The sequence below is a fragment of the Zafaria sp. Z1313 genome, from assembly GCF_050563205.1.
GTDB lineage: Bacteria > Actinomycetota > Actinomycetes > Actinomycetales > Micrococcaceae > JAZDCJ01.
Genome location: NZ_JBNWUK010000011.1, coordinates 1 through 25,312 on the forward strand (window position 1 = coordinate 1; position 25,312 = coordinate 25,312).

Annotated in this window: 25 protein-coding genes; 10 read left to right on the forward strand and 15 right to left on the reverse strand. The window is 71.3% G+C overall.

What is annotated here, in order from left to right; genetic code table 11:
• The 3 genes from ACQ3I4_RS11110 to ACQ3I4_RS11120 form a co-directional block, all read left to right on the forward strand.
• The coding region (locus tag ACQ3I4_RS11110; protein ID WP_430632801.1) for an IS256 family transposase at positions 1–914 on the forward strand (914 nt) is incomplete at its 5' end.
• Between the two features lie 50 nt (positions 915–964).
• Entirely contained in the window at positions 965–1,261 is a 297-nt protein-coding gene (locus tag ACQ3I4_RS11115; RefSeq protein ID WP_430633548.1) for a hypothetical protein, read from the forward strand.
• A gap of 44 nt (positions 1,262–1,305) precedes the next feature.
• Complete coding sequence (locus ACQ3I4_RS11120; protein ID WP_430633549.1) at positions 1,306–1,707, forward strand: hypothetical protein; 402 nt, start codon at positions 1,306–1,308, stop codon at positions 1,705–1,707.
• Between the two features lie 114 nt (positions 1,708–1,821).
• On the opposite strand, the gene ACQ3I4_RS11125 is transcribed toward ACQ3I4_RS11120, so the two are convergent.
• Genes ACQ3I4_RS11125 through ACQ3I4_RS11135 form a run of 3 tightly spaced genes read right to left on the reverse strand, consistent with a single transcriptional unit; the run spans position 1,822 to position 6,401 of the window.
• Complete coding sequence (locus ACQ3I4_RS11125) at positions 1,822–2,997, reverse strand: alkaline phosphatase family protein (protein ID WP_430633550.1); 1,176 nt, start codon at positions 2,995–2,997, stop codon at positions 1,822–1,824.
• A 3-nt stretch (positions 2,998–3,000) separates the two neighbouring features.
• Positions 3,001–3,672 (reverse strand): DUF5998 family protein, encoded by a 672-nt coding sequence (locus ACQ3I4_RS11130; protein WP_329860161.1) that lies wholly within the window; start codon positions 3,670–3,672, stop codon positions 3,001–3,003.
• Positions 3,673–3,728: 56 nt separating this feature from the next.
• Positions 3,729–6,401: a GNAT family N-acetyltransferase gene (locus ACQ3I4_RS11135; RefSeq protein WP_430633551.1), complete on the reverse strand. Its 2,673-nt coding sequence runs from the start codon at positions 6,399–6,401 to the stop codon at positions 3,729–3,731.
• Between the two features lie 143 nt (positions 6,402–6,544).
• Here ACQ3I4_RS11135 and ACQ3I4_RS11140 point away from each other — a divergent pair, with 143 nt between their 5' ends.
• Positions 6,545–9,205, forward strand: coding sequence for a DNA gyrase/topoisomerase IV subunit A (locus ACQ3I4_RS11140; protein WP_430633552.1), 2,661 nt, complete (start codon positions 6,545–6,547; stop codon positions 9,203–9,205).
• A 10-nt stretch (positions 9,206–9,215) separates the two neighbouring features.
• Here ACQ3I4_RS11140 and cydC read toward each other — a convergent pair whose 3' ends face one another.
• The 3 genes from cydC to ACQ3I4_RS11155 are packed head-to-tail and all read right to left on the reverse strand — an operon-like array spanning position 9,216 to position 15,324.
• Positions 9,216–12,677 (reverse strand): thiol reductant ABC exporter subunit CydC, encoded by a 3,462-nt coding sequence (gene cydC / locus ACQ3I4_RS11145; protein ID WP_430633553.1) that lies wholly within the window; start codon positions 12,675–12,677, stop codon positions 9,216–9,218.
• A gap of 9 nt (positions 12,678–12,686) precedes the next feature.
• Complete coding sequence (gene cydB, locus ACQ3I4_RS11150) at positions 12,687–13,709, reverse strand: cytochrome d ubiquinol oxidase subunit II (protein ID WP_329860166.1); 1,023 nt, start codon at positions 13,707–13,709, stop codon at positions 12,687–12,689.
• A 37-nt stretch (positions 13,710–13,746) separates the two neighbouring features.
• The gene (locus ACQ3I4_RS11155; RefSeq protein WP_430633554.1) at positions 13,747–15,324 is read right to left on the reverse strand and encodes a cytochrome ubiquinol oxidase subunit I; all 1,578 of its coding nucleotides are present in this window, start codon (positions 15,322–15,324) and stop codon (positions 13,747–13,749) included.
• Between the two features lie 189 nt (positions 15,325–15,513).
• Here ACQ3I4_RS11155 and ACQ3I4_RS11160 point away from each other — a divergent pair, with 189 nt between their 5' ends.
• Entirely contained in the window at positions 15,514–15,888 is a 375-nt protein-coding gene (locus ACQ3I4_RS11160; protein WP_329860169.1) for a BlaI/MecI/CopY family transcriptional regulator, read from the forward strand.
• A gap of 22 nt (positions 15,889–15,910) precedes the next feature.
• Entirely contained in the window at positions 15,911–16,924 is a 1,014-nt protein-coding gene (locus ACQ3I4_RS11165) for a M56 family metallopeptidase (protein ID WP_430633555.1), read from the forward strand.
• Positions 16,925–17,012: 88 nt separating this feature from the next.
• Here ACQ3I4_RS11165 and ACQ3I4_RS11170 read toward each other — a convergent pair whose 3' ends face one another.
• Complete coding sequence (locus ACQ3I4_RS11170) at positions 17,013–19,118, reverse strand: DNA gyrase/topoisomerase IV subunit B (protein ID WP_430633556.1); 2,106 nt, start codon at positions 19,116–19,118, stop codon at positions 17,013–17,015.
• Positions 19,119–19,345: 227 nt separating this feature from the next.
• Between ACQ3I4_RS11170 and ACQ3I4_RS11175 the strand changes: the two genes are divergently transcribed.
• The 4 genes from ACQ3I4_RS11175 to ACQ3I4_RS11190 all read left to right on the forward strand — a co-directional run bounded on the left by ACQ3I4_RS11175 (position 19,346) and on the right by ACQ3I4_RS11190 (position 21,666).
• On the forward strand, positions 19,346–19,573 hold the full coding sequence (locus ACQ3I4_RS11175) for a DUF7455 domain-containing protein (protein WP_329860173.1): 228 nt from the start codon (positions 19,346–19,348) through the stop codon (positions 19,571–19,573).
• Between the two features lie 271 nt (positions 19,574–19,844).
• Complete coding sequence (locus ACQ3I4_RS11180; RefSeq protein ID WP_430633557.1) at positions 19,845–20,450, forward strand: hypothetical protein; 606 nt, start codon at positions 19,845–19,847, stop codon at positions 20,448–20,450.
• Between the two features lie 469 nt (positions 20,451–20,919).
• The gene (locus ACQ3I4_RS11185) at positions 20,920–21,246 is read left to right on the forward strand and encodes a hypothetical protein (RefSeq protein WP_430633558.1); all 327 of its coding nucleotides are present in this window, start codon (positions 20,920–20,922) and stop codon (positions 21,244–21,246) included.
• Positions 21,247–21,345: 99 nt separating this feature from the next.
• A complete protein-coding gene (locus ACQ3I4_RS11190) occupies positions 21,346–21,666 on the forward strand; it encodes a hypothetical protein (RefSeq protein ID WP_430633578.1) in 321 nt (106 codons plus the stop codon).
• Positions 21,667–22,026: 360 nt separating this feature from the next.
• On the opposite strand, the gene ACQ3I4_RS11195 is transcribed toward ACQ3I4_RS11190, so the two are convergent.
• From ACQ3I4_RS11195 to ACQ3I4_RS11230, 8 genes are all read right to left on the reverse strand, one after another.
• The gene (locus ACQ3I4_RS11195) at positions 22,027–22,368 is read right to left on the reverse strand and encodes a hypothetical protein (RefSeq protein ID WP_430633559.1); all 342 of its coding nucleotides are present in this window, start codon (positions 22,366–22,368) and stop codon (positions 22,027–22,029) included.
• Positions 22,369–22,928: 560 nt separating this feature from the next.
• Entirely contained in the window at positions 22,929–23,234 is a 306-nt protein-coding gene (locus ACQ3I4_RS11200) for an HNH endonuclease (RefSeq protein WP_430633560.1), read from the reverse strand.
• A gap of 78 nt (positions 23,235–23,312) precedes the next feature.
• On the reverse strand, positions 23,313–24,098 hold the full coding sequence (locus ACQ3I4_RS11205) for a hypothetical protein (RefSeq protein ID WP_430633561.1): 786 nt from the start codon (positions 24,096–24,098) through the stop codon (positions 23,313–23,315).
• Positions 24,099–24,111: 13 nt separating this feature from the next.
• Positions 24,112–24,312, reverse strand: a complete 201-nt coding sequence (locus ACQ3I4_RS11210; protein WP_430633562.1) for a hypothetical protein — start codon at positions 24,310–24,312, stop codon at positions 24,112–24,114.
• A complete protein-coding gene (locus tag ACQ3I4_RS11215; RefSeq protein ID WP_430633563.1) occupies positions 24,309–24,566 on the reverse strand; it encodes a hypothetical protein in 258 nt (85 codons plus the stop codon). Before ACQ3I4_RS11215 ends, ACQ3I4_RS11210 begins: the two co-directional genes overlap by 4 nt.
• On the reverse strand, positions 24,563–24,763 hold the full coding sequence (locus ACQ3I4_RS11220; RefSeq protein WP_430633564.1) for a hypothetical protein: 201 nt from the start codon (positions 24,761–24,763) through the stop codon (positions 24,563–24,565). Before ACQ3I4_RS11220 ends, ACQ3I4_RS11215 begins: the two co-directional genes overlap by 4 nt.
• A 2-nt stretch (positions 24,764–24,765) precedes the next feature.
• A complete protein-coding gene (locus ACQ3I4_RS11225; protein WP_430633565.1) occupies positions 24,766–25,032 on the reverse strand; it encodes a hypothetical protein in 267 nt (88 codons plus the stop codon).
• Complete coding sequence (locus ACQ3I4_RS11230; RefSeq protein ID WP_430633566.1) at positions 25,029–25,163, reverse strand: hypothetical protein; 135 nt, start codon at positions 25,161–25,163, stop codon at positions 25,029–25,031. Before ACQ3I4_RS11230 ends, ACQ3I4_RS11225 begins: the two co-directional genes overlap by 4 nt.
• Between the last annotated feature and the right edge of the window lie 149 nt (positions 25,164–25,312).

A 25,312-nucleotide genomic window follows, 5' to 3' on the forward strand; every position in this document is an offset into this window, starting at 1 on the left:
ATGAGATGGTCCTGTCGCTCTATGCCAAGGGCCTGACCACCGGGGAAATCAGCGCGCACTTCGCCGAGATCTACGGTGCGTCCGTGTCAAAGGAGACCGTCTCGCGGATCACCGACAGGGTGCTCGACGAGATGGCCGCGTGGCAAAACCGGCCGCTGGATGAGGTCTACGCGGCGATCTTCATCGACGCCATCGTCGTCAAGGTCCGCGACGGGCAGGTCGCCAACCGGCCCGTCTACGCCGCGATCGGCGTGACGCTGGAGGGTGAGAAGGACATCCTCGGCCTGTGGGCCGGCACCGGCGGTGAGGGCGCGAAGTTCTGGATGAGCGTGCTCACCGACATCAAGAACCGCGGCGTGAAAGACACCTTCTTCCTGGTCTGCGACGGCCTCAAAGGCCTGCCCGAAGTCGTCACCAACGTCTGGCCGCTGACAACCGTGCAGACCTGCATCATCCACCTGATCCGCAATACCTTCCGCCTGGCCTCGAAGAAGGACTGGGACGCGCTCAAACGGGACGTGAAGCCCATCTACACCGCCGTGAACGCTGCGGCCGCCAGGGCGGCGTTCGAGGAGCTCACCGAGCGCTGGGGCAAGAAATACGGGGCCATCGTGCGGCTGTGGGAGAACGCGTGGGAGGAGTTCATCCCGTTCCTGGACTATGACGTGGAAATCCGGCGCGTGATCTGCTCGACCAATGCGATCGAATCCCTCAACGCCAGGTACCGGCGCGCCGTGAAGGCCCGGGGTCATTTCCCCACCGAGCAGGCTGCGCTAAAGTGCCTGTATCTGGTCACCCGATCCCTCGATCCGACCGGTGCCGGCAAGACCCGATGGGCCGTGCGTTGGAAGCCCGCTTTGAACGCCTTCGCCATCACTTTCAGCGACCGATTCCCGGCCGCTGAAAGCTACTAAAAGAAACCGCCGGATACACCGTTAATGAGATAGTCCCCCAAGGACCCGAAGTGAACTGGCTCATGATCTCGGTAGATACCGATCCGAGCGATTGGCTTTGGTTCCAATGGAATGTCGGCGGCACCGAAGGCTTTTTGGAATTCATGCTTGAGGCCCCTTCACATGCCCGTCAGGCCGAGGAACTCGTAGAACGGGTCGGAGTCGACGCGTTATACCTTGAGAAGCTGGCACACCAGAGGTGGCAGTTGTGGTTCGGTGGCTCGGCGTTCCTTCCCAGTAGCAAGAAGACTGGTGGGCCCGTGACGAAGAACTTGATCAAGCTGATTCCGTCCACTGTCGATCGTTGAACGGATCACGATCCAGCGTGAGCGTGTCACACACCGTCCTTCGCTTGGTCTTCCGCAAGGAAGAAGGCCGTAAGTGGCGCGATGAGATCGACTTATTCGATGATAGTGCGGAACTCGTGTCGCTAGCCTTTTTGGCCTTCGCTGGCTGGTCTATGTACTTCGCATTCGCCTATATCCTTGGGCAGGTTGCGGCGGCACTATTATGGGAGGTGGAGATTCCGCACCCTTGGCGGGGCCTTCCCCTTGCCGTGGCTTTCAGCGGAGTTGCCCTAAGGTTCCTCAACTGCCTTGCGATCAGATTCATGGAGCGCGTGACAGGACGAGCTGATGGATGGTTTTGGTGGCCCAAGAGCGTGAAGGCCGTGACGTCGGCATGCGAGGTCGTGGCGGCACTGCTGGTTTCTGCTCTCTTCATCTTCGTTTGCGGAGCACCCGCGTGGCTTTAGTGGAAGGGCGAGTGCCGCGTCAGCCATGGGGCAGGCGAGAATAGCAAGCTAGTTTGGGCATCAAGCACCGAGTTTCACGGGGGCCTTCCTTTTTGGCGTCAAGGACGGATGCGGTCAGCCCGTCCGGGCCAGGGTCAGAAGCGGGACGACGCGTTCGGCGCGCGTCACCGAGCCGTGCTGGCCCACCACCTCGAAGGCCTGCGGGGCCACGCGCCGGCCGTCGTAGAGCGCCAGTTCGGGCACCGACGGGAGCACCAGGAGGTCGCCGATGCGTGGGAGCACGTGCGCGTCGACGTCGCCGAAGAAGCCGTGGGCCACCGCCTCGCGGCGTTCCAGGATCCAGGCACGGGAACCGAGGGCCGCCCGCCAGGCCCCCACGAGGCGCTCCCGCCCCCGGGCGGAGAGCCCGGGCTCGACGTGCAGCTGGACGCAGCGCGGCTCCCCCGCGGTGTACGCGACGCCGTCGACGAGCTCCGGGGTCAGCGAGTAGTCGATCCGGTGCCGCTCGGGGACGTCGACCATGCCGTGGTCGGCGGTCAGCAACAGCAGCGTCCCGGCGGGCAGGCGCGCCGCGAGCGTGCGCATCGCCGCGTCGAGCTCCTCGAGCTGCTCCCCCCATTCGAGGGACGCACTGCCGTGGCGGTGGCCCGCCTTGTCCAGCTCGTTCCAGTAGCAGTACATCAGAACGCGCTCGTGGGCCGCGAGGATCTCCGAGGCCCGGCGGACGCGGGCCTGGGACGTCTTCGCCGCCGCGAACTCCCCGCCGCGCAGGGCGGCCCGGGTCAGGGAGGAGCCGTCGAACTGCGGCAGGCTCACGGTCGCGACGTGCACGTGCCCGGCCGCGTCCTCGAGCACCGTGCGGTGCGGCTGCCACGCGGCGGGATCGAGGTCCGACGGCCAGCCGCCGAGCATGTTGACCACGCGCGACCCGGCCGGGTCGAGCACGTCGTAGCCCACGATCCCGTGCCGTCCCGGCGGCAGCCCCGTCCCGAGCGTGGCGAGCGAGGCCGCCGTCGTCGTCGGGAACGCGGCGTCCAGGTGCCGCCCCGTCTCGAGGTGCCGGCGCAGGAACGGCGCGTGCCCGCCCCGCGACTTCAGCAGGGCCGAGCCCAGGCCGTCCGCCATGACCACGCAGACCCGGCGGGCGGGCGGCAGTCCCAGCGTGTTGGCGTAGCCCGGCACGCCGAGGACGGCGGCCGCGCTGGGCAGCACCTCCCCCAGGCTCGCGCTCCCATAGCGGGGCGGCGCCGGAAGGCGCGCCGCACCGGCGTCGTTCGCTGTCTGCGGCACGGATCAGGCCTGGTGGTGCCCGCGGACCAGCCGGCTGCCCACCCACCCGGGGCGCGGCTCGGACACGACCGCGGCGCGCGGCTGGACGGCGGTGGCCGTCGCCGTGCTGATCTTCCGCAGGGCGCGCGCGAAGGTCCTGGCGTCCTCGACGGCCTGCAGCCCGTCCGCCTCGGCGCTCACGCGCAGCACGAGGTCCTCGTGCTGGAGGCTGCCGGTGTAGCCGTGGTCGGCGTCGCACTGCGGGTCGGCGCAGCCGGCCGGGGCCAGGTCGACGCGCTGCCCGCCCGTCCAGGCGATGCCGAGCGTCAGCTCGCGGACCTTGTCCGTCGAGGAGTAGTCCTGCGGCTGGTGGTACATCGAGGACAGCACCACGGAACCGATCCGGGACACGGCGACCGTCTCCGTCGAGGCCTGGGCCACGGCCGTGTCGCCGAGCTCGTCGAGCTGCTGGTCGTCCACGTGGACGACGACCATGACCTCCTGGGCGAGCACGAGCGCGGTCACGTGGCGGTGCACCTCGCCGTGTTCGATGTGCGTCTCCAGGTGCACCAGGTGCGCCACGGGCTCCATCCCGTCGAGGGCGTCGTCGATGACGTCGGCGACGAGCCGCGGGTAGAAGCCGGCCCGTTCCAGGGCGCTGTGGAGGTCGCGGGCGGCAGGGGTGCGGGAGATCATGTCCTCCAGTCTATCCGGGGGCCCGTCAGGGCTCCGGGGAGCGGGCGCGGTCCCGTCTACCCGGACAGGGCGCGCCGGGCGCTGTCCGTTCGCTGGCCGGGATGGCCGATCCGCAGATCGGCCGAGAGCACGGTCACGCCCGCGGCGGAGACGAGGACGGGGTTGAACTCGAGCAGCGCGACCTCGGGGTGGTTGTCCTTGAGCGCGGCGACGCGGTTGAGCAGCTCCTCGAGGCTGCGCACGTCGACGGCGGGCAGGCCCTGGTAGCCGAACAGCTTGCGGGCGGCGCGCGGGGAGCGGACGAGCTCGGCCAGGTCCGTCGTCGTCAGCGGCGGGATGGCGTGGGCCCAGTCGTCGAGGAGGTTCACCGCGTCGCCGGCGAGGCCGAAGGAGACGAGGGGGCCGAGGAGCGGATCCTCGAGGGCGCGCACGATGCAGCCCTGGCCGGAGGGGGCCATCGACTGCAGCTCGAGCCCGGGGGCCCCGAACGGCTCGAGCATCTGGCGCATGTGGCGGATGTTCCCGCGCAGGCTCGCCTCGTCGAAGATGTTCAGGCGCACCCCGCCGAGGTCCAGGCGGTGCCGCAAGTGCTCGTCCGTCGCCTTCAGCGCCACGGGCCAGCCGAGCCACGCGGCCGCCGCGACGGCCTCGTCCTCCGTCTCGAAGCCGCGCGAGGCCAGGACGTCGATCCCGTAGCAGGCGAGCAGCTCCGCCGCCTGGTCCGGGCCGAGCCGGAGCAGCTCGGTGCCGCGCACGCGTTGAACGTGGGCGGCGACGAGGTCCTCCGCCCGGTCGACGTCGGTCCCCTCCAGGGGCATCGGCTCGCCGAAGTCGCGGGCGCGCCACTCGGTGTAGCGGACGACGGCGGCGAGGGCCGCGGTCGCGTCGCCAGGGTTGGCGTAGCACGGCAGCCCGCCCAGGAGCCCCTCGGCCGGGCCCGAGGCGTCGAGACGGCCCGTGAACGCGGCGACGACGGGCTTGCCCGCCTCCCGCGAGCAATCGGACAACGTCCGCGCGACGGCGTCGGTATCGACGCCCCGGGCGGGCAGGAGCGCGACGATCGCCGTGTGCACTTCGGCGCCGGACAGCGCGTCGAGGACCGCCTTCTTGAGCCGCGGGAGGGCCCGCGACTGGCCGTCGTCGAGGGGCACGGCCCCTGCGGTGGCGGCGATCTCGAGCCCGTGCTGCAGGGCGCTGTCGGCGACGACGGCGGCGAGGGCCTCGGAGTTGGAGACGACGGCGGTTCCCCGACCGGCCGGGAGCGGCTGCGCGGCCACGAGCTGGGCGACGTCCATGAGCTCCTCGGTCGTCCCGACCCGGATGACCCCGGACTGGCGCAGCATCGCGTCCACGGCGCCGAGCGGCGCCTGCGTCGTCCGCACCGCGTGGCCGGGCGGAAGGCGCAGGCCCATGACGTCCGACTTGGCCACGATGACGGGCTTGCTGCGGGCGAGCCGGCGGGCGATCCGGGAGAACTTGCGCGGGTTGCCGAAGCTCTCGAGGTAGAGGCCGACCGCCGAGGAGCGCTCGTCGTCCTCCCAGAACTGCATCGCGTCGTTGCCCGAGACATCGGCGCGGTTGCCTGCGGAGACGATGCTCGAGACGCCGAGCGCCCGGCGGCTCGCGGCGGCGTAGAGGAGCACCCCCATCGCGGCCGACTGGCTGAAGAACCCGAACGCGCCCTCCTGCGGCATCCCCGGCGCGAGCGAGGCGTTGAGACGCACCTCGGGATCGGTGTTGACGACCCCGAGCGATGCGGGGCCGATGAGGCGCATGCCGTTGGACCGGGCCGAGCGGACGAGCGCCCGCTGCCGCGCGAGCGTGGCCCCCGGGTCGGCGTCGGCGAGGTCGGTGACGACGAGCAGGCCCTTGACCCCTGCCGCCCCGCACTCGGCGACGACCGCGTCGACCTGGTCCGCCGGCACGGCGACGACGGCGAGGTCCACCGGACCGGGGACCTCCGCGATCGAAGCGTGGGAGACCATCCCCGCGACCTCGAAGGCCTCGGGGTTCACGCCCGCCACGGTACCCGTGAACCCGCCCTCCACGATGTTCTCCAGGAGCGTGTAGCCGATCGAGCCCCACGCCCGGCTCGCACCGATCACGGCCACGGAGCGCGGCGCGAGCAGCTCGCCGAGGCTCCTGGCCTCGGCCCGGTGCTCCCGCGACTCCATGACGGCCCGGGAGCGGTCGGTGGGGTCGATGGGGAACTCGAGCATCACGACGCCGTCGTCGAATCGCCGCTTGACCTCGTAGCCGGCCTCGGCGAAGACGGTGAGCATCTTGCGGTTCTCCGGCAGCACCTCCGCGCTGAAGCGCTCGATCCCGTTCTCGCGGGCCGCGGCGGCGAGGTGCTCGAGCAGGATGGAGCCGACGCCCTTGCCCTGCGAGGCGTCCGCGATGTTGAAGGCGACCTCCGCCTCCTCGGGGTCGTCGAGCCGGTCGTAGCGGCCCACGCCGATGATCACGCCGCCGCGCAGGACGACGAGGGCGACGCGGTCGCGGTGGTCCACCTCGGTGAAGCGGGCCAGTTCCTTCGCGGTCAGCTTGGACTTGTAGGTGAAGAAGCGCAGGTAGATCGAGGCCTCCGACTGGCCCGTGTGCAGGGCCTGCAGCGCGTCGGCGTCGGACGGGGCGATGGGCCTCAGGTGGGCGGTGGACCCGTCCCTCAGGACGACATCGGCTTCCCAGTGGGCCGGATATTCCCGGCTTTTGCTCGCTGCACCCATAGGCTTAGCCTACGGCTTCCACGCCGGGGCCGGTCCGCCGTGCGCGGGACCGGCCACCGGTGCCGCCCGTGGACCGGACCGCCGGCACCGGGCGGCCGGCGGGGCGCCGGAGCAGCAGCCCAGGAAAGAGGACCCGCACGAGCATGGCCCGACGCCAGAAGACAGCTCCCGAAGAGGACTTCACGGAGAACATCGTCGACATCGACGTCACGAGCGAGATGGAGGGCTCGTTCCTCGAGTACGCCTACTCGGTGATCTACTCGCGCGCCCTCCCGGACGCCCGCGACGGCCTCAAGCCGGTGCAGCGGCGCATCCTCTACATGATGACCCAGATGGGCCTGCGCCCCGACCGCGGGCACGTCAAGAGCGCACGCGTGGTCGGCGAGGTCATGGGCAAGCTCCACCCCCACGGCGACGCGGCGATCTACGACGCGATGGTGCGCATGGCCCAGGGCTTCGCCTTGAGGCTTCCGCTCATCGACGGGCACGGGAACTTCGGCTCCCTCGACGACGGCCCCGCGGCCCCCCGCTACACCGAGGCCCGGATGGCCTCCCCCGCGGTCGCGATGACCGACTTCCTCGACGAGGACGTCGTGGACTTCATCCCGAACTACGACAACCAGCTCCTGCAGCCGGAGGTCCTCCCGGCGGCCTTCCCGAACCTGCTCGTCAACGGCACCACGGGCATCGCCGTCGGCATGGCCACCAACATGGCCCCGCACAACCTCGGCGAGGTCGTCGCGGCGGCCCGGCACCTCGTGGACCACCCGGACGCGACGCTCGCCGACGTCATGCGGTTCATCCCGGGCCCGGACCTGCCCACGGGCGGGATCATCGTGGGCCTGGACGGCATCAAGGACGCCTACGCCACGGGGCGCGGCTCGTTCAAGACGCGGGCGAAGGTCGAGCTCGAGCAGATCACGCCGCGCCGCAGCGGGCTCGTGGTCACGGAGCTGCCGTACATGGTGGGCCCGGAGAAGGTGATCGAGAAGATCAAGGACGCCGTGACGTCCAAGAAGCTCGCCGGCATCGCCGACGTCGTGGACCTCACGGACCGCAAGCACGGCCTGCGGCTCGTGATCGAGCTCAAGAACGGCTTCAACCCCAACGCCGTCCTGCAGCAGCTGTACAAGCTCACGCCGATGGAGGACTCCTTCGGCATCAACAACGTCGCCCTCGTCGACGGCCAGCCACGGACCCTGGGCCTGCTGGAGCTGCTGCAGGTGTACGTGGGCCACCGGCTCGACGTCGTCCGCCGCCGCACCGCCTTCCGGCTGGGGCGGAAGAAGGACCGGCTGCACCTCGTCGAGGGCCTGCTGATCGCGATCGTGGACATCGACGAGGTCATCCAGATCATCCGCACCTCGGACGAGACGGCGGCCGCCCGGCAGCGCCTCATGGCGGTCTACGACCTGACGGAGGTCCAGGCCAACCACATCCTGGAACTGCGCCTGCGCCAGCTGACCCGCTTCTCCCGGATCGAGCTCGAGAAGGAGCAGGACGAGCTCAAGCGCGAGATCGACCGACTCGAGGCCATCCTGGCCTCCGACGCCCTGCTCCGCGAGGTCGTCTCCGGGGAGCTCGCCGAGGCCGGTGAGCGCTTCGCGACCCCGCGCCGCACGGTGCTGCTCAAGGCGGAGGGGACGACGCCGCTCAAGGGCACCGTGATGCCCGCGCCGGCCGCCGCGGGCGGGGCCAAGGCCCCGTTGTCCCTCGAGATCGCGGACGATCCGTGCTGGGTCCTGCTCTCGGCCACGGGGCAGCTGGCCCGCACCGCGGACGCGTCGCCCCTGAACGATTCCGGACCCCGGGCCAAGCACGACGTCCTCGCGTCGGTGGTCCGCACGACGGCCCGCGGCGAGCTCGGCGCCGTGACCTCCGCGGGCCGGATGCTGCGCCTGCAGGTCGTGGACATGCCCGTGGTCCCGTCGACGGCCGGGCTCCCGCAGCTGGCCGGCGGCGTCCCGGCGAAGGATTTCGCGCCCTTGGCGAAGGGCGAGCGCGTCGTGGCGGTGGTCCCGATGAACACCGTGGTCGCCCTGGGCACGCTGCAGGGCGTGGTCAAGCGCGTCACCCCGGACTACCCGCTGAACCGCGACGAGTTCGAGGCCGTGACGCTCAAGCCCGGCGACGCCGTCGTGGGGGCCGCCCCGGCGGCGGACGACGACGAGCTCGTCTTCATCACGCGCGGCGCGCAACTGCTGCGCTGTCCGGCCTCGGCGGTGCGCCCGCAGGGCCGGACGGCAGGCGGCATGGCCGGCATCAAGCTCGGCGGCGGGGACGCGGTGGCCTCGTTCGGCGTCGTTGCGGCGGATGATCCGCAGGCCGTCGTCGTGACGATCGCGACGGGTTCCGGCACGCTGCCGGGCACGGGCGCGGGGACCGTCAAGGTGACGCCGCTGGCGGAGTATCCCGCGAAGGGCCGGGCGACCGGGGGCGTGCGCGCCCACCGCTTCCTCAAGGGCGAGGACACGTTGTCCCTGGCCTGGACGGGGCACGGCCCCGCGCGGGCGGCGTCGGCGGCCGGCGTCGCGCGGGCCCTGCCCACGGAACACGGGCGCCGCGACGGATCCGGCGTTCCCCTCGCCCAGTCCGTCGAGCTGCTCGGCGGTTCGCTTCCCCCGCAGGACGACGCCGTGGCCCCGGCCCCGGGGTCCGGCGGCGGCCCTGGCGCGCACGAGGGGCGTGACGCGCCACCGACGCTGCCGGGCCTGCCCGAGCCGGAACCGGCGCGCGCCTCCCTGCGCGCCCCGGAAGAGGATTCCGTCCCGTTCGGGGACGCGGGAGTCGTCCAGACGGATTGACCCCGGGGCCTTAGGAGGCGACCGGGGCGGCCGCTCCGAGCGCGGTCACGGCGTCGCCGGGAGCGGCGAGGCGGGGATCGTGGGTCACGAGGACGACCGACCGTCCCGAGAGTCCGAGCCGCAGGTCGGCGATGAGGTCCGCGGCCTCGTCCTGCCCCAGGTGGGCGGTCGGCTCGTCGAGGAGGACGACGTCGGAGCGCGCCACGAGCGCGCGGGCCGCGGCGAGGCGCTGGCGTTGGCCGCCGGAGAGGTGGTGGCCGCCGGATCCGATCCGCGTCGCGAGGCCCTCGGGCTGGCGCGAGAACCAGGAGCCCAGACCGACGGCCCCGAGCGCGTCGACGAGCTCGGCGTCCGTGGGGGCGTCGTGCTCCGGCCGCCCCAGGCCGAGGTTGGAGCGCACGCTCGAGTCGAAGAGGTGGGCCTCCTGGGGGCACCACGAGACGCGGGCGAAGTCGTCCGCGGCCGCGGCCCGCCACGGGCCCGTCCCCGTCCGGGCCTCGAGGCGGCCGGAGCGCAGGGGCAGGGCCCCGAGCAGGACGGCGAGCAGCGTGGACTTGCCGGTCCCGGAGGGCCCCGTGACGAGGGTCCACCGCCCCGGAGCGGCCTCGAGGTCCAGGTCCGCGAACACGTCCGGCCCGTCGCCCCAGCCGCCGGCTCCCCCGCTCAACCGGAACCGGAGGGGGCCGCCCGCGGCGGCGAGGGCGCGCGGGGGAGCCCCGTCCGCCGTCGTCGGGCCCTGAAGGGGACGGCCGGCCGCGGCGTGCGGGTCGTCGAGGACCCCGGCGACGCGGCGCAGCCCGTCGCCGAGCTGCGGGAGCTGCCGCGCGGCCGCCGCCGTGGAAGCCACCGGCTCGCCGAGCGCGAGCAGGGTCAGCGCGGCGATCGCGGCCGCCTCCGCCGTCCCGGCGACGCCGCCGACGGAGCAGAGCGCGGCGACGGCGGCCGCCGAGGCCAGGAGGACGGCTCCGCCCTGGCCGATCCCGTCGGCGCGTCCGGCGCGCTTGAGCTTCGAGGTCGCCGCGGCGTCCTCGCGCGCGAAGCGTTCCACGGCGTGCCGCGCGGCCCCGTTGCCGCCGAGGTCCACGGCGGCGGCGAGCAACGTGGGGACGCGGGTGCCGAGGGCGATCCGGTGCCCGGCGAGCGCCCTGCCGGAACGCCGTTCGACGGCGATGACGAGCACGGGCAGCAGGACCCAGCCGGCCACGCCGAGCGCCACCGCGGCGCCGAGGCCCGCCGGCGCCCAGAGCGCGATCGCCGTGGCGGCGAGCGCCCAGGTGGCGATCCCGGCGAGCGGGGGCACGAGGACGCGGGGAACGGTGTCGCGGACCTCGTCGACCTCCGCGACGAGGTGTCCCAGCGCCGCGCCGGAGCGCGTGATGCGCCCCCAGTGCCGGGGCTGGGAGACGAGGGCGTCCCAGAGCCGCTCGCGCACCGTTCCGGCCCAGCGCAGGAGGGCGTTGTGCACGGCGAGCTGTTCGAGGTAGCGCAGCACGGCGCGTCCCATGCCGAAGAAGCGGACGCCGACGATCGCGACCATGAGGTGCAGCATGGGCGGCTGGTGGCTCGCCGTGACGATCAGCCATCCCGACACCGCGGTGAGCGCCGCGGCGAAGGCCAGGGCCAGGGTCCCGTAGCCGATGCCGAGGGCGAGCCCGCCCCGCCCCCAGGGCAGGCCGCCGACGAGCGAGAAGGCCCGTCCCGCCGTGCCGCGGGGACCGTCGTCGTCGGCCCAGCCGGCGGTGGAGGAGGAGGTCTCCGAGGCCGCGGCAGGAGCCGGCAGGGCGGTGGACACCCCGGGGCCCGCCGCCCGAACGGCGTCGAACGGCCGCGCGGTGCCCCGGGGGGAAGCCCCCCGGGACGCCCGCGGATCGGCCGAACGGAGCTCGGCGGCCAGGACGCGGTCGTGCGTGGCCACGAGGACGGCCCGTCCCGGCAGCGCCCGGACCATGGCGGCCCGGACCGCGGCCGCGGACTCCGGGTCCAGGTGCGCCGTCGGCTCGTCCGCGATGAGGAGGGCGCACGGGGCCCCGTAGGCGATCCTGGCCAGCGCACGCGCGACCGCCAGGCGGCGCAGCTCGCCCGGGCTGCACTCGTCGGGGCGCCGCCCGGCCAGAGCGGTCAGGGCGGTCTCGGCGAGGAGTCCGCGCACCTCGTCCTCCCCGAGCGGGCGGCCCGCATGCAGGGCCAGCTCGGCGGCGACCGTCTCCTCCGTGAAGCGGGGGTGCTGCGGGATCCAGGCCGTGGCCGAGCGGTCCACGGCGAGGGCGCCGTCCACGACGGCGGAGGCCGGGAGCCGCCCGAGGACCGCATGGAGCAGCGTCGACTTGCCGCTTCCGCTCGCGGTGTCGAGGACCTCCACGCCCCCGGCGGGCAGGACGAGGTCCCGGGCCTGGAGCGCCGGGGGCGCCCCGGCGCCGAAGCGCACGGCGAGCCCCTCGAGGCGCAGCGCCGTGCCCGGAGCCGGCGGCTCCGCCGACGGATGGGAGGCCCCGGCCGTCCCCGTCCCGGACCGCCCGCCGCCGTCGTCCGTTCCCTCTGCCGCGCCGGTGCCCGCGAGCACGGCCTTCGAGCGCTCCATCGCCTCGACCCCGTCCTCGGAGGCGTGGAAGGCCGCGCCGACCTCGCGCAGCGGGGCGAAGCACTCCGGGGCGAGGATCAGGGCCAGCAGGCCCGTCTCGAGCCCGATGCCCCCGTGCACGAGCCGGACGCCGATGAAGACGGCGACGACGGCCACGGAGATCGTCGCGATGAGCTCGAGCGCCAACCCGGACAGGAACGCCGTGCGCAGCGTGCCGAGGGTCGTCGCGCGGTAGTCCTCCGAGGCGCGGGCCACGGCGCGTCCACGGCCGCCGGCCCGGCGCACGCCGATGAGGGCGGGCAGGCCCTGGGCGAGCTCGAGGAGGTGCCCGGAGATCCGTTCCAGCCCGTCGGCCGCCTCCCGCACCCGGTCCTGGGTGTGCAGGCCGATGAGGGCCATGAAGAGCGGCACGAGCGGCAGCGTCAGGAGCACGACGAGGGCCGAGACCCAGTCGGCGAAGAGGATCCTGGCCCCCACGAGCGCGGGGACGACGGCCGCGGCGACGAGCGCGGGGAGGTAGCGCGTGTAGTAGTTGTCCAGCCCGTCGAGCCCCCTCCCGGCGAGCGCCGCGATCGCGCCCGGTCCCTGGGGGTTCCGGACGCCGGCGACTCCCGCCCCGACGAGCCGGGCCCGCAGCCGCTCCTTGGCCCCGAGGCCCGCGCGCAGCGCTGCGTGCTGGGTGGCCCAGGCCGCTCCCCCGCGCAGGAGCGCGCCGGAGAGCCCGAACGCGAGGGCGCGGGGCGCGTCGAGCTCCCCGCCCGCGGCGAGCTGGGCGATCCCGGTGGCGAGCGCGTCGGCGAGCAGCACGAGCCCGGCGGCCTTGGCGGCGGCGAGCACGGCGAGGACGGCCAGGGCGCGGCGCGTCCCGGGGTCCTCGGGCAGGGAGGGCTTCACGGGCGGGTCCTAGGCGATCGGGGTGACGCGGTGGGCCTGCGGGATGTGCGCCTCGCTGATGCGCCGGCGGAAGACCCAGTAGGTCCATCCCTGGTAGGCCAGGACGAGCGGGATCCCGAAGGCGGCGACGATGCTCATGAGGCCCAGCGTGTAGGGGCTCGACGACGCGTTGCCGACCGTGAGGTCGAACGCGGCGTCCAGCGTGGACGGGAGCACCACGGGGTAGGCGGCGGTGAAGACCGCCGCGACCCCCGCGAGGAGGAAGCCGCCGAGGGCGAGGAACGCCCGGCCTTCCCGTCCCGCGCGGGCGGACGCCCAGGCGGCGATCGCGAGGGCGAGCCCCACGGCGATCAGGAGGAACGGAACGGTCCCTCCCCCGCGCAGCGCGACGACGAGGGCCCACGCGGCCATCGGCGCGATCGCGAGCGGCAGCCAGCGCACCACCGCCCGGCGGGCGCGGGCGCGGAGGTCGCCGTCGGTCTTCAGGCAGAGGAAGGCGAGGGCCTGGACCAGGCTGAACCCGACGACGGCGAGGCCCCCGAGCACGGCGTAGCCGTTGAGCCAGGCGAACGCCCCGCCCACGCGGTCGCCGTTGGCGTCGAGCGGCAGGCCCGTCGTGGTCAGCGCGAGCATGGCGCCCACGCCGAAGGCCGCGGTGAAGCTTCCGAGGCACAGCGCCCAGTCCCACAGCTCCCGCGCCCTCCGGGTGTGCGCTTTGCCCCGGTATTCGAAGGCCACCGCGCGGAAGATCAGCGCCAGCAGGACGACCACGAGCGGAAGGTAGAGCGCGGAGAAGAGCGAAGCGTACCAGTACGGGAACGCGGCGAACGTGGCGCCGCCGGCGGTCAGCAGCCAGACCTCGTTGCCGTCCCAGACGGGGCCGACGGTGTTGATCAGGACGCGGCGCTGGGTGTCCCCGCGCGCGAACGTGCGCAGCAGCATGCCGACGCCGAGGTCGAATCCCTCGAGGAAGAGGTATCCGCTCCAGAGGACGGCGATGAGGATGAACCAGAGGGTGGGCAGGAAGTCCATGGGGTGTTCCTTGGTCTCTCGCGGGGGTCGGTGCGGGCTAGTAGGCGAAGGACAGGACGTCGTCGTCGCGCTGCGGGCCATCGCCTGGCCGGTGGTTCAGCTCGGGCATCGCGGAGCCGGCGCCGCCGCGCACGAACCGCGTGAGCAGCACAAGCTCGACGACGAGCAGCACGGCGTAGACGAGCGTGAGGGCCACGAGGGAGAAGAGCATCTCCCCCGCCGAGACGCCGGGCGAGACGGCGGCTGCCGTGAACATGAAGACCTGGTCGATGCCCTCGAAGCTCGGGTTGGGGACGACGACGAACGGCTGGCGGCCCATCTCGGTGAAGATCCAGCCGGCCGAGTTCGCCCCGAAGGGGGCGAGGATGCCCACCACGGCCAGCCGGGAGATCCAGCGGTTGTCCGGGACGGTGCCCTTGCGGGTCATCCACAGGGCCACGAGCGCGGCGAACGCCGCGAGGCCGCCGAAGGTGATCATGAGCCGGAAGCCCCAGTAGGTGACCTCCATGAGCGGCAGGTAGTTGATCTCCTGGCCGGCGCGGTCCCCGTAGATCGAGTCGTGGGGCAGGTGGGTGCCGTACTTCTCCTGGTACTCGGGCAGCAGCGTGTTCACGCCCTTGACCTCGGTCGTGAAGTCGTCGTTGGCGAGGAAGGACAGCAGCCCGGGGATCTCGTAGACGGCCACGACGTCGTCGCACGTCGTGGCGCCGTCGGCGCCGAGGTTGCCGATCGTCAGGACGGAGAAGCCCGTGCCGTCGTGGCAGGCGGCCTCGGCGGCGGCCATCTTCATGGGCTGCTGCTCGAACATCAGCTGGGCCTGCGCGTGCCCGGAGAAGGCGACGCCGGCGAAGGAGACCATCGCGACGACGGCGCCGAGGCGCAGGGACTTGAGCCACACGGCGTGGTCGGTGCGGTCGCGGTTGCGGCCGAGCTCCGGGTCCTCTCCGACCACGACCCGCCCCTGGGCGTCGACCGTGTCGATGCCGGCGGAGCGGCGCTTGTAGAGGTGGTACCAGGAGATGCCCAGCAGGAAGCCGCCTGCGACGGCGAACGCGCCGAAGATGGTGTGGGGGAAGGTGACCATGGCGGTGTTGTTGGTGAAGACCGCCCAGGCGTCGGTCATGACGGCCCGGCCCTCGACGATCTCGGTGCCCACGGGGTGCTGCATCCAGGAGTTGGCGACGAGGATGAAGTAGGCGGAGAGGATCGTGGCGAGGGAGGCGCACCAGATGCAGGCGAGGTGGATCCGCTTCGGCAGGCGGTCCCAGCCGAAGATCCACAGGCCGAGGAACGTGGACTCGACGAAGAAGGCCAGGAGGGCCTCCATGGCCAGCGGGGCGCCGAAGACGTCCCCGACGAAGCGGCTGTACTCGCTCCAGGCCATGCCGAACTGGAACTCCTGGACGATCCCCGTGGCCACGCCCATGATGAAGTTGATCAGGAAGAGCTTGCCCCAGAACTTGGTCATCCGCAGGTATTCCTCGCGGCCCGTGCGGTGCCAGGCCGTCTGCAGCACGGCGACGAGGAGGCCGAGGCCGATCGTCAGGGGCACCATGAGGAAGTGGTAGACGGTCGTGATGCCGAACTGCCAGCGGGCGATTTCCAAGGGATCCACTGCGGGTCCTTCCCATCCGTGGCGCGGGCTGTCCCGACACCGTGGGGCCAACTTCTACGACTCGTAGAATACTCCGGTTCTACTGCATGTAGAAATCTGGGGCGAATCGGAGTAGATTGATACACCGGATGGGGTCCCGGCGACGGCCGGAGCAGGACCCGTGGACGTCGTGATCGAAGGAAACCGCACTTGGCCTCACTTGGCGAACTCGAGCGATCCGTCATGGACCTCTTGTGGGACAGCGACGGCGCGCGCACCGCGAACGAACTGCGCGACGACCTGGCGCAGGCCGGCGGCGACGACGGCAAGGAGCTCGCGGTCACCACCGTGCTCACGGTACTGGCCCGGCTCGAGAAGAAGCACCTCGTGGCCCGCGAACGGGACACGCGTCCCCACCGCTACCGCGCCGTCACGAGCCGCGAGGAGCACACCGTCGAGCTCATGAACGAGGCCCTCGGCAACGTCATGGACCGCGAGGCCGTGCTGGCCCGCTTCGTCGGCGGCATCTCGGCCGAGGAGGCGGAGGCGCTGCGCCGGATCCTGGGCGACGGCCGGCCGGCCTGACGTTTCCGGTAGGGTCCTGACCGTGTGGACCACTTCCTACCTCCTGGCCGGGCTGGCCCTGCTGCTGGCCTGGCCCGTTCCCGTGTGGCTCTCCAGGTCCGCCTGGACGGCCCGCTCCCCCTTCGCGTCCCTCGTGCTCTGGCAGGCCATCGCCCTCGCGGGCGGCCTGTCGATGATCGGTTCGATGCTCATCTGGGGACTCGAACCGCTCGGGGACAACCTGCTCGCCGCCGTCGGCTCCTTCTGGCAGCTCTTGCTGGGACGGACGGCGAACACGCTCGATCCCGTCCATGTCTTCGCTCTGTCCGCGGCCCTGCTCCTGGGCGCCCACCTGGTCTTCACGCTCCTGCTCACGGCCGTCCGGGTCGGACGGCAGCGCACGCGCCACCGCCGGCTGCTCGCCCTGCTCGGCGATCCCTCCCCCGCCAGGCCGGGCACCGTCGTCGTCCAGCACGACATCCCCGTGGCGTACTGTCTGCCCGGTTTCAACGGCTCCGTGACGGTCCTCTCGCGCGGACTGCTCGAGACGCTCGACGAGGCCGGCCTGCAGGCCGTCGTCGCCCACGAGCGCGCGCATCTGGACCAGCGCCACGACGTCCTGGTCCTGGCCTTCGCCTCGTGGCATCAGGCACTGCCGTGGCTCCCGACCTCGAAGCTGGCCCAGAGCGCGGTGCAGGAGCTCATCGAGATGCTGGCCGACGACGCCGCCCTCAAGGAGGTCCCGCGGGAGGTCCTGTTGCGCTCACTCGTCTCCGTGGCCGCCGCCTCCGGGGGCCTGGATCCGGCGTCCGACGCCGAGCCGGACCGCGCGCGGGAAGCCGGCGCGCCCACCGGGGGCGGTTCCGGCGGGTCCGTCGAGGCAGCGCGCGCCGCCTCCGGGGTCCCCGCGCCCGGGCTGTCCTCGCGCCGGCTCAAGCGCCTCCTGCACGCCGCGGACCCGCTGCCCAGGGCCTCGCTGGCGGGCCTCCTGGCGGCGTCGGCGCTGCTCATCGGCGTCCCCACCGCGCTCCTGGTCGCGCCCGGCCTGCTGGGCTGACCCGGTCCGCGGCCCGACGGCTCGGGCCCGACGGACTGGGCCTGGGGCGCCGCCGGCGCGTGCTGCCGGCGGCGGGCCGCCGAGGGGTTCAGGCGTCGATCTGCTCGCGGTCGAGCCGCTCCGCGCCGGAGACGATGAACTCCTTGCGCGGAGCCACGTCGCTGCCCATGAGCAGCTCGAAGATCCGTTCCGCCTGCTCGGCGTGGGCGATGTTCACGCGCCGCAGCGTCCGGTGCCGGGGATCCATGGTCGTCTCCGCGAGCTGTTCGGCATCCATCTCGCCGAGGCCCTTGTAGCGTTGGATGGGCTCCTTGTACCGGCGCCCGTCGGCCTCGAGGCCCTTGAGCACGCGGTGCAGCTCCGCCTCGGAGTACGTGTAGACCATCTCGTTCGCCTGGGCGCCGGGATTGACCACCTCGACGCGGTGCAGCGGGGGCACGGCGGCGTAGACACGGCCCGCCTCGACCATGGGCCGCATGTAGCGGAAGAACAGCGTCAGCAACAGGGTGCGGATGTGCGCGCCGTCGACGTCGGCGTCCGTCATCAGCACGACCTTGCCATAGCGGGCCGCGGCGAGGTCGAAGCTGCGCCCGGACCCCGCGCCGACGACCTGGATCAGGGCGGCGCACTCTGCGTTGGAGAGCATGTCGCCGACCGAGGCCTTCTGCACGTTCAGGATCTTGCCGCGGATGGGCAACAGGGCCTGGAAGTCGGAGCTGCGGGCGAGCTTCGCTGTGCCGAGGGCGCTGTCGCCCTCGACGATGAACAGCTCGGAGCGTTCGACGTCGTCGCTGCGGCAATCGGCGAGCTTCGTGGGCAGGGACGACCCTTCGAGGGCCGTCTTGCGGCGCTGGGTCTCCTTGTGGACGCGGGCCGAGATGCGCGACTTCATCTCGCTGACGACCTTTTCCAGCAGCTGGCCGGACTGGGCCTTGTCGGCGCGCGACGTGGAGGACAACCTGGCGCCGAGCTCCTTCTCCACGACGCGGGAGACGATCTGGCGCACCGCCGAGGTACCGAGGATCTCCTTCGTCTGGCCCTCGAACTGGGGCTCCGCCAGGCGGACGGTGAGGACCGCGGTGAGTCCCGCGGCGACGTCGTCCTTCTCGATCTTGTCGTTGCCCGCCTTGAGCTTGCGGGCGTTCGACTCGACGGCCTTGCGGAAGGACTTCAGCAGCGCCTGCTCGAAGCCCGTCTGGTGCGTCCCGCCCTTCGGCGTGGCGATGATGTTCACGAAGCTGCGCACCGAGGTGTCGTAGCCGATCCCCCAGCGCAGGGCGATGTCGACCTCGCACACGCGCTCCACGTCGGTGATGCGGCTGTGCCCGGACTCGTCGAGGACGGGGACGGATTCCTTGAACGTCCCGGAGCCCTGGATCCGCCAGATGTCCGTCACGGCGGGGTCGTTGGAGAGGTAGTCGACGAACTCGGAGATGCCGCCGTCGTGGTGGAAGACCTCCTCGACGGGGCCGTCCTCGCCGGCCGTGCCCTTCAGCTTGCGCTCGTCGTGCAGCTCGATCCGCAGCCCGGGAACTAGGAACGAGGTCTGCCGGGCCCTGGCCTCGAGCTCCTCATAGGAGAAGCGGGCGTCGGGGGTGAAGATCTGGCGGTCCGACCAGTAGCGGATCCGCGTCCCGGTCACTCCCCGCTTGGCCTTGCCGACGACGTCGAGCACCGAGTCCTCGACGAACGGTTCGAAGGGCGCGTCGGGCTTGGGCCTGCCGGTGTCCTTGAAGCGGCCGGGCTCGCCACGCCGGAACTGCATCCGGTACGTCTTGCCGCCGCGGTCGACCTCGACGTCGAGCCGGGAGGAAAGGGCGTTGACGACGCTGGCGCCGACGCCGTGGAGGCCCCCCGACGCCGTGTACGAGCCGCCGCCGAACTTGCCGCCGGCGTGGAGCTTTGTGAAGACGACCTCGACGCCCGTCAGGCCCGTCTTGGGTTCGACGTCCACGGGGATGCCGCGGCCGTCGTCGTGGATCTCCACCGAACCGTCGGGATGCAGCCTGACCCTGATGTTCTGGCCGTGGCCGGCCAGCGCCTCGTCGACCGAGTTGTCGATGATCTCCCAGAGGCAGTGCATGAGCCCGCGCGAGTCGGTGGAGCCGATGTACATGCCGGGGCGCTTGCGGACGGCCTCGAGGCCCTCGAGGACGGAGAGGTGCCTGGCGTTGTACTCAGAACTCGGTGCCACGAGCGGTGTTCTCCTTGTGTTTCGTTCCAGCGGAAACCGGCCGTTCCTACGCTAGTGCCCCGCACCGTCAAATGCCGCCCGGCTCGCCGCCGGGGCATCCGGCCGAGGCTTCGAGAGCCATCCGTGACCGAAGCGATGCTAAGCGGTAAGCGAAAGTGGGCCCCGAATGCGAAGAATCCGGGGCCGCTGCTGGTTGTATTAGGTACACACGTACTAAGGAGGTCGTCATGACAGCAACCACGGTCGCTACCCGTGGCCTTACGAGTCTGGACCGTTGCGACCGCTGCGGCGCCCAGGCCTACGTCCGCGCAGTCCTGGAGACCTCGGGCGGGGAGCTGCTCTTCTGCGGCCACCACGCCCGCGCGGTCGAGTCCAAGCTCCGTCCGATGACCACCCGTTGGCAGGATGAGACGAGCAGGCTCCACGAGAAGCCGAGCTTCGCCGACGAGGACTGAGGTCCCGGCCGGCAGGAACAGGAGAAGGGGGCGGCACCGGTTCACCGGTGCCGCCCCCTTCTCCGTGGGCCCGGAGGCCCGGACGTCCTAGTCCAGGTAGTCCCGCAGTCTAACCAGCTATACGCTGTGCAGATTCCCTAGTCACCTAGGGAATGTGGGAGCCGGTCATAAACGCTATGGGGCGAAATATCCTGGACTAGAAAAAGGGCCCCGGAGGTGCTGGAAACACCCCCGGGGCAACGGTCCAGGGCCTAAGCGAGAGGCCCGAACCATGCCCCACCATACCCCCCACCTCCCCGTGGGCACCCGTGTGACCCACCGCCACACCAGCGAGCCCGGCACCGTCACCGCGACGGGGACCGACACGCTCGGCCTATATGCCAGCGTCGAGTGGGACAACCCCGACGCCCGCGAGCTCCCCCGCACGGTCCACGCCGTCCACCTGGTGTGGACCGACGACGCCGCTGCGGCTGCCGCGCTCGACAAGTTCTCGGAGGCGGACATCCGCGCCGCCCTTGCCCGCCGCGACGTCAAGGCGCCCCGCTCCGGGCATCCTAATTGGTGTGTGCGTCCGGCCGAGTGCCGTGAATACCGCTCGGGCTCGCGAACGCACGCCGCCAAGGGCGCGACGCTGCGCACCAAGGTCACGACGGGCGATGCATGGCAGGACGGGGACAATACGTTCACGGCCCAAGTCGAGGCGATGGAAGCGGAAAGCGACGAAATCTACTCGCGCTACCTGCTGTTCGGCGTCGAGTCGGACCTTAGCGGCATGGACGGGGTCCAATTCACTCTTTCGCCCTCCGGGACCCGCGTGCTGGCGCGGTGGCTGCTCGAACAGGCCGCGCTTGCCGAGCTGTTGGAGGCCGGGGAATGAACGCGCTGCGCGGCCTCCTGACGTGTCTCCTGTTCTTCGCCGCCGTATCGGCTCCGTCCATGATCCCGGTCCCACTGTAGGCCGGTCCCACGCCCTGCCAGCGGCACCCCTCGGTGCCCTTGGTGGTGGCCTGGAAGTCGGCACGGCCCCCCCAACCGTGCCGGCCTCGAGGTTACTACCTCGTCACGTCGTTCCTGACGCCTTAGACGCTAACCAAGGCGCCGCGGTTACACCCACCTTCAGCCCCGTACCGCCGGGGCACCGATGCCCACGGCCGGGGCACCGGTTGACGCCAGCCTGTCCCGGAATCCGGGGCGGGCTACAGGCGTTCCAATGTCGCTGCGAGTGGGCGGGGGCGGCGGGATTTTCGGTGTCGGGGACCTTGCAAGGCCAGCCCCTTGGGGTCCGCTTCATCCTTGGAGGTTCCCGGCACCTCGAGGCCACCCACCACGCACACTCTGGAGGAATCATGACCTACGTCCCACGCCGCGCCGCGAGCCGGTTCCTTGACGGCGACTGCCCCGCCGGTGTCCTGGCAATCTTCGACTCGGGGCCCGGCGACTTTGACCGGTGGACCGTGTTCTACCGCGATGTGATCCGGCCGGACGGGAACGCCCCGACGGTCGGTTACCGTGCCATGAGCGCGGACCCGTTCGCCCCGGGCGGCGTCGGTGTCTTCGGTGAGATGCAGCTCGAGGCACTGCGGGACTACCGGCGCGCCAACCGTCGTCGCTCGGCCCGGTGGTCGGATCTGCCGGAGCAGGTCAAGCGTGCCGTGCGGGCCGATCTGGGATAGGCGTCGGGACGAAAGTAAGTGTTCCGTTCGGTCCCGATCACGGGAAAACTAAGTGTTCCGTTCGGCCCAAATCAATCGCCCGAACGGTATACTTAGAGCATGTCTCGAGGACTCGGGCGCTACCAGCGCCGAATCATGGAAGCCCTGACCGCGGATTCCCCCAGCGGCACGTTCTACTGGAGCATCCAAGAGCTCTCCGAGCGGTGCGACGGAAGCCCTCGGCAGACGATCACCGCGTGCCGGTCCCTCGAGGCGCGGGGGCTTGTCGTGGTTGGTCGCGGGGCCGTTCGATGGGTCGAGGCCGAACCTGGATTCCCGCTGCGGATGCTCGAACGCCCGGTGCCCGGCCTGCTCGTTGCGGACCGGGAACGCGACGATGCCGAAGCCGCCCGCACCAAGAAGCTGCTAGCTGGGATCTAGCACGCACCCACCCGCCGTAGAAGCCCTGGAATCGTCCCGGTGGCACTTGGATGCATCGGCGACGTTCTAGGCCATCCTCGGCGGCCCCGTGGGCTTGGTGACACGGACCCAGGGCCCACCCCCTCCCTCCCTTCCCTTTGCCGCTCCCCCAGGTGATAGCGGGCGCACTCTCACGGCGTTTTTCCACATGGGGCCTCGGGCTGCTGGGAGGGGCTTGTCTGGGGCCGTGGGGCGGCTGTGAGGGCCTAGCTTGGTGGTGGTGGACGCTTTCGGCCCCCGTGGAGGCAGGGCGGCGATTTCCGTAGTGGTGTCAGCCGATGCGCCCAAGACCCTCTAGATTCCGGGGATTATCCGTTTCACCTAGACGATGCCGCCGCGCTGGAATGCCTCGGTTCCCAGGGCGATGTAGCGGCCGGTCGAGTATCGCTCGACGTGCAGGCCGTCGGCGGTGATGGTGCGGGAGCCCTTGCCCGGTTCCATGCGGCACCAGATGTGCAGGCCGTGGCCGGACTGGGAGACCTCGATCCAGTTCCGCGGGTAGTCCTCGAGGAACCGGGCCGCTGCGGGCGTGGGCCGGCCGTCGATCAGGCAGTGGTCCAGGTCGATGACGCCGATCCCGTCGCCGGCGAGGACGAACCCCAAGCCGACGCCGATCCGCGATGCCCGGGTTTGTTCCAGCGTCGTCCAGTCGGCGGGATTCACGCATGACGCGGCCTTGCCCGTCGTCGTCATCGGCACCTTGGAACCGAGGCGGCGTATCCAGCGAGGGAGTGCGGCTAGTTCGGGCGGGATGACGTGCTGGCGGCGCTTGGAGGCGCGGTGTTCGCGGAGTCGGCATCGGCTCGTGCAGAAGCGGGCTCCGGCGCGGGGAAGCAACATCGGCCCCCCACAATGCGCACATGCCCGGTTCATGCTCCCATTCTACCAAGTGAAACGGATAATCGGCGTGATTCCGGGGAACTTTCGGTGATGGATGCAGAGCCGGGACGATGCTCGGGGCGGTTGCCGGGCCACCGTGGGGAATCGGCCCAGGACGGCCTAAAATCGGGGCGGTGGCACCCGCGGGCATCCGGGGCGATTCAGGCCCTCACAGACCCCGCCGTCCGGCTACCAAGGGGCCTCTAGGCCAGCAACGGTGCGGAAGTGCAGGGGGCTAACGCGAATCATTCGCATCGCGGGGGGATTATTCGCTACGCCCGGAGGAGCGAGCAAAGACAGGGCTTGGGGGGCATGCGCCCCACCCCGCGAGCAGGCGGCGACGATCACCAGCGGGGATTGACGAACGGCGTCAGCGTCGCGGGCTTCGTCGCGGCTTTCGGTGTCGGCCGGTTCCCTCGGGATTGGTTGTCCCTGCGGCAAATCACGCGGCAATTTTCTTCGACGTCCTTGCCACCGTGCGAGCTCGGGACGATGTGGTCCACCTCGGCGGACGCTGGTGTTCGTCCCGTATCGTAGTCCAGCCAGATCCCGCAGATCGGACAGTTCGTGAGTCCGGCGGCGCGTGCTCGGCGTAGGACCTTGGTGCGCAGGTTCTTCCACGTCGAGGTGCCTGTTCGGCTTGTTGCCATGTGTGGGTTCCTTCCGGTCCGGTGCCCGGCGCGCGTGGCTGGTGGCCGTGTCGCGCGCCGGGCTCGGGGCTGGTGCGGCTAGTTCTTCATGGCCCACGCGAGGTTCTGGACAGGGACCTTGGACGCGGCGGCTTCGCGGAACTCGGTGAACCGCTCGCTGTGGTCGCGCGCCCACCACTCGGCGGCCGTGTCGTACACGGGTTCGTGGCCGTCGAGGATGAGGCTCATCCACCAACCGGCCGAGGCGAGGTCTTCGGGGTCGGGGACGTCCGGGATGAGGCCGGGGGTGTTGGTCCATGCGGCGTCGCCTTCGTAGGCGTCCGGGTGGATCAGCCGCCGGAGCTCGTCGGCCCACACCAGCCGCTGGATCGTGGGCCGGAGGGCCTTGATCCGCTGGGCCTGCTCGTAGTCCTCGATGCCCAGGGCGGTGTCGAGGTTCCAGGTGACGTCGGGATGCTTGTCCGCGAGCCCGCGCAGCTTCTCGATGGTCGGGTTGAACACCTGCTGCTTGACCGCGGTCAGGATCGCGTCGGCGTTCGCGTTGATCGTGTCGATGTAGCCGTCCTGGGATCGTTGCTGGACCCGCTGGGCGAGGCCCTCGTGGAAGCTCCAGGCGGCAGCGAGGATCATGTGGTCCGTGGGGTCTTCGCCGCGGAGCACGGCATCGGCGGCGTCGTCGAGGTGGTCGCGGCGCTGGACGATGCTGTTCACGCGCTCGTGGCCCTCGTGGGGCCGGATGGTTGCCGGGCCGGCGGTGACCTCTGCGGGGAGGCCGGTGAGCTTGAGCCGCCGGATCAAGGTGGCGACTTGACGGGTGTCGTGCGGGCGGAGGGCGTCGGGGATCATCGGGAAGCGGTAGTTCATGGTGTCGTGCCTTTCAGTTGGTGTTGCCGGGGTCGGGGAATTCGATGGTGAACATTGACGGGACCACGCCGGGGCGCGGGCAGGGGATCCGGCGCGTGCCGCCGGAGGCGACGGGCCAGGGGTAGAGCGCGTGCACGCCGTACTGATGCAGGGCGCCGCAGACAGGGCAGTCCACGGTGACGCCGTGGCGGCCGATGCTCGTCGGCGTGGTCATGACCTGCCCTCCTTGACCTGTTCGAGCGTCGGGAACTGGATGAGGAAGGGGAGTAGGGGGACGCCCCGCATGCCGGTGCCGAAGAGGTCGGACCTGCTGCGCGAGAACTTGCACCGGACCATGCGCCGGTCACCGGGCTTGATCGGCAAGGGCCGGAGCTCGTGCAGCCCGTAGTTGTGGACGTCCTTGCACGTGGGGCAATCCACTTGCACGCCGAACTTGTTGATCTTCCTCGGCCTGATGACGTCCGTCATGCCGCCATCTCCTCGGTCAAGATCCAGCGCAGCCTCTCGATCTCCTGCCGCTGCCGTTCCACTTCGAACCGGAGCCGGGTGGACTCCTCGCGCAGCGCCGTGGCTTCGCGGTGCAGGGACTTGCGCACGGCCCGTTCGGCCCGCAGCGCCCGGTGCAGCGCCTCGCCAGGCAGGGCCGTCGTGTTGGTGTCGGTCATCGTCACTCGCTCTCGGGGATCGTGGTGGGCAGGGGCTGTTCCTCGCTGCCGTCGGCGGCGGTGAGCCGGGACAGGGCCGCTTCGGCGGTGCGTGCCCGGTCGCGCCACCGGTAGTGGTGCGCCTGGTGGTAGCGCGCGAGGCTACGGAGCCGCTCGAGCTCGGCGGCGCGTGCGGCCGCGGCTTCGCGTTCCCGCCGGGGCTGGAAGAAGCGTTCGGCCTGGGCCTTGAGGGCTTCCGTCTCGGCCTCGGTGATCGTCCGGCCCTTCATGAGCACGGCTCCGGCCGATAGCGTCCGGTCTCGGCCTCGAGGACCGCGAGCCGGGACTCGGCGAGCAGTGCCCGGTCCCGCCATGCAGCGAGCTCGTGCCGCAGCGCGGTCGTGGGGTCGATGGTTGGCATTTGTACCTCCTTGGTGGTGATGATGTGACGCTCGAGCAGTGCGTCAATGCGGGCTTCGAGCCGGTCCATCCGGACCGCGTTCGCCTCGAGCCGGGCGGGCCAAGATCCGCGTGATTCCGGGGAATCTCCCCACCGGGTGACGGGTGGTG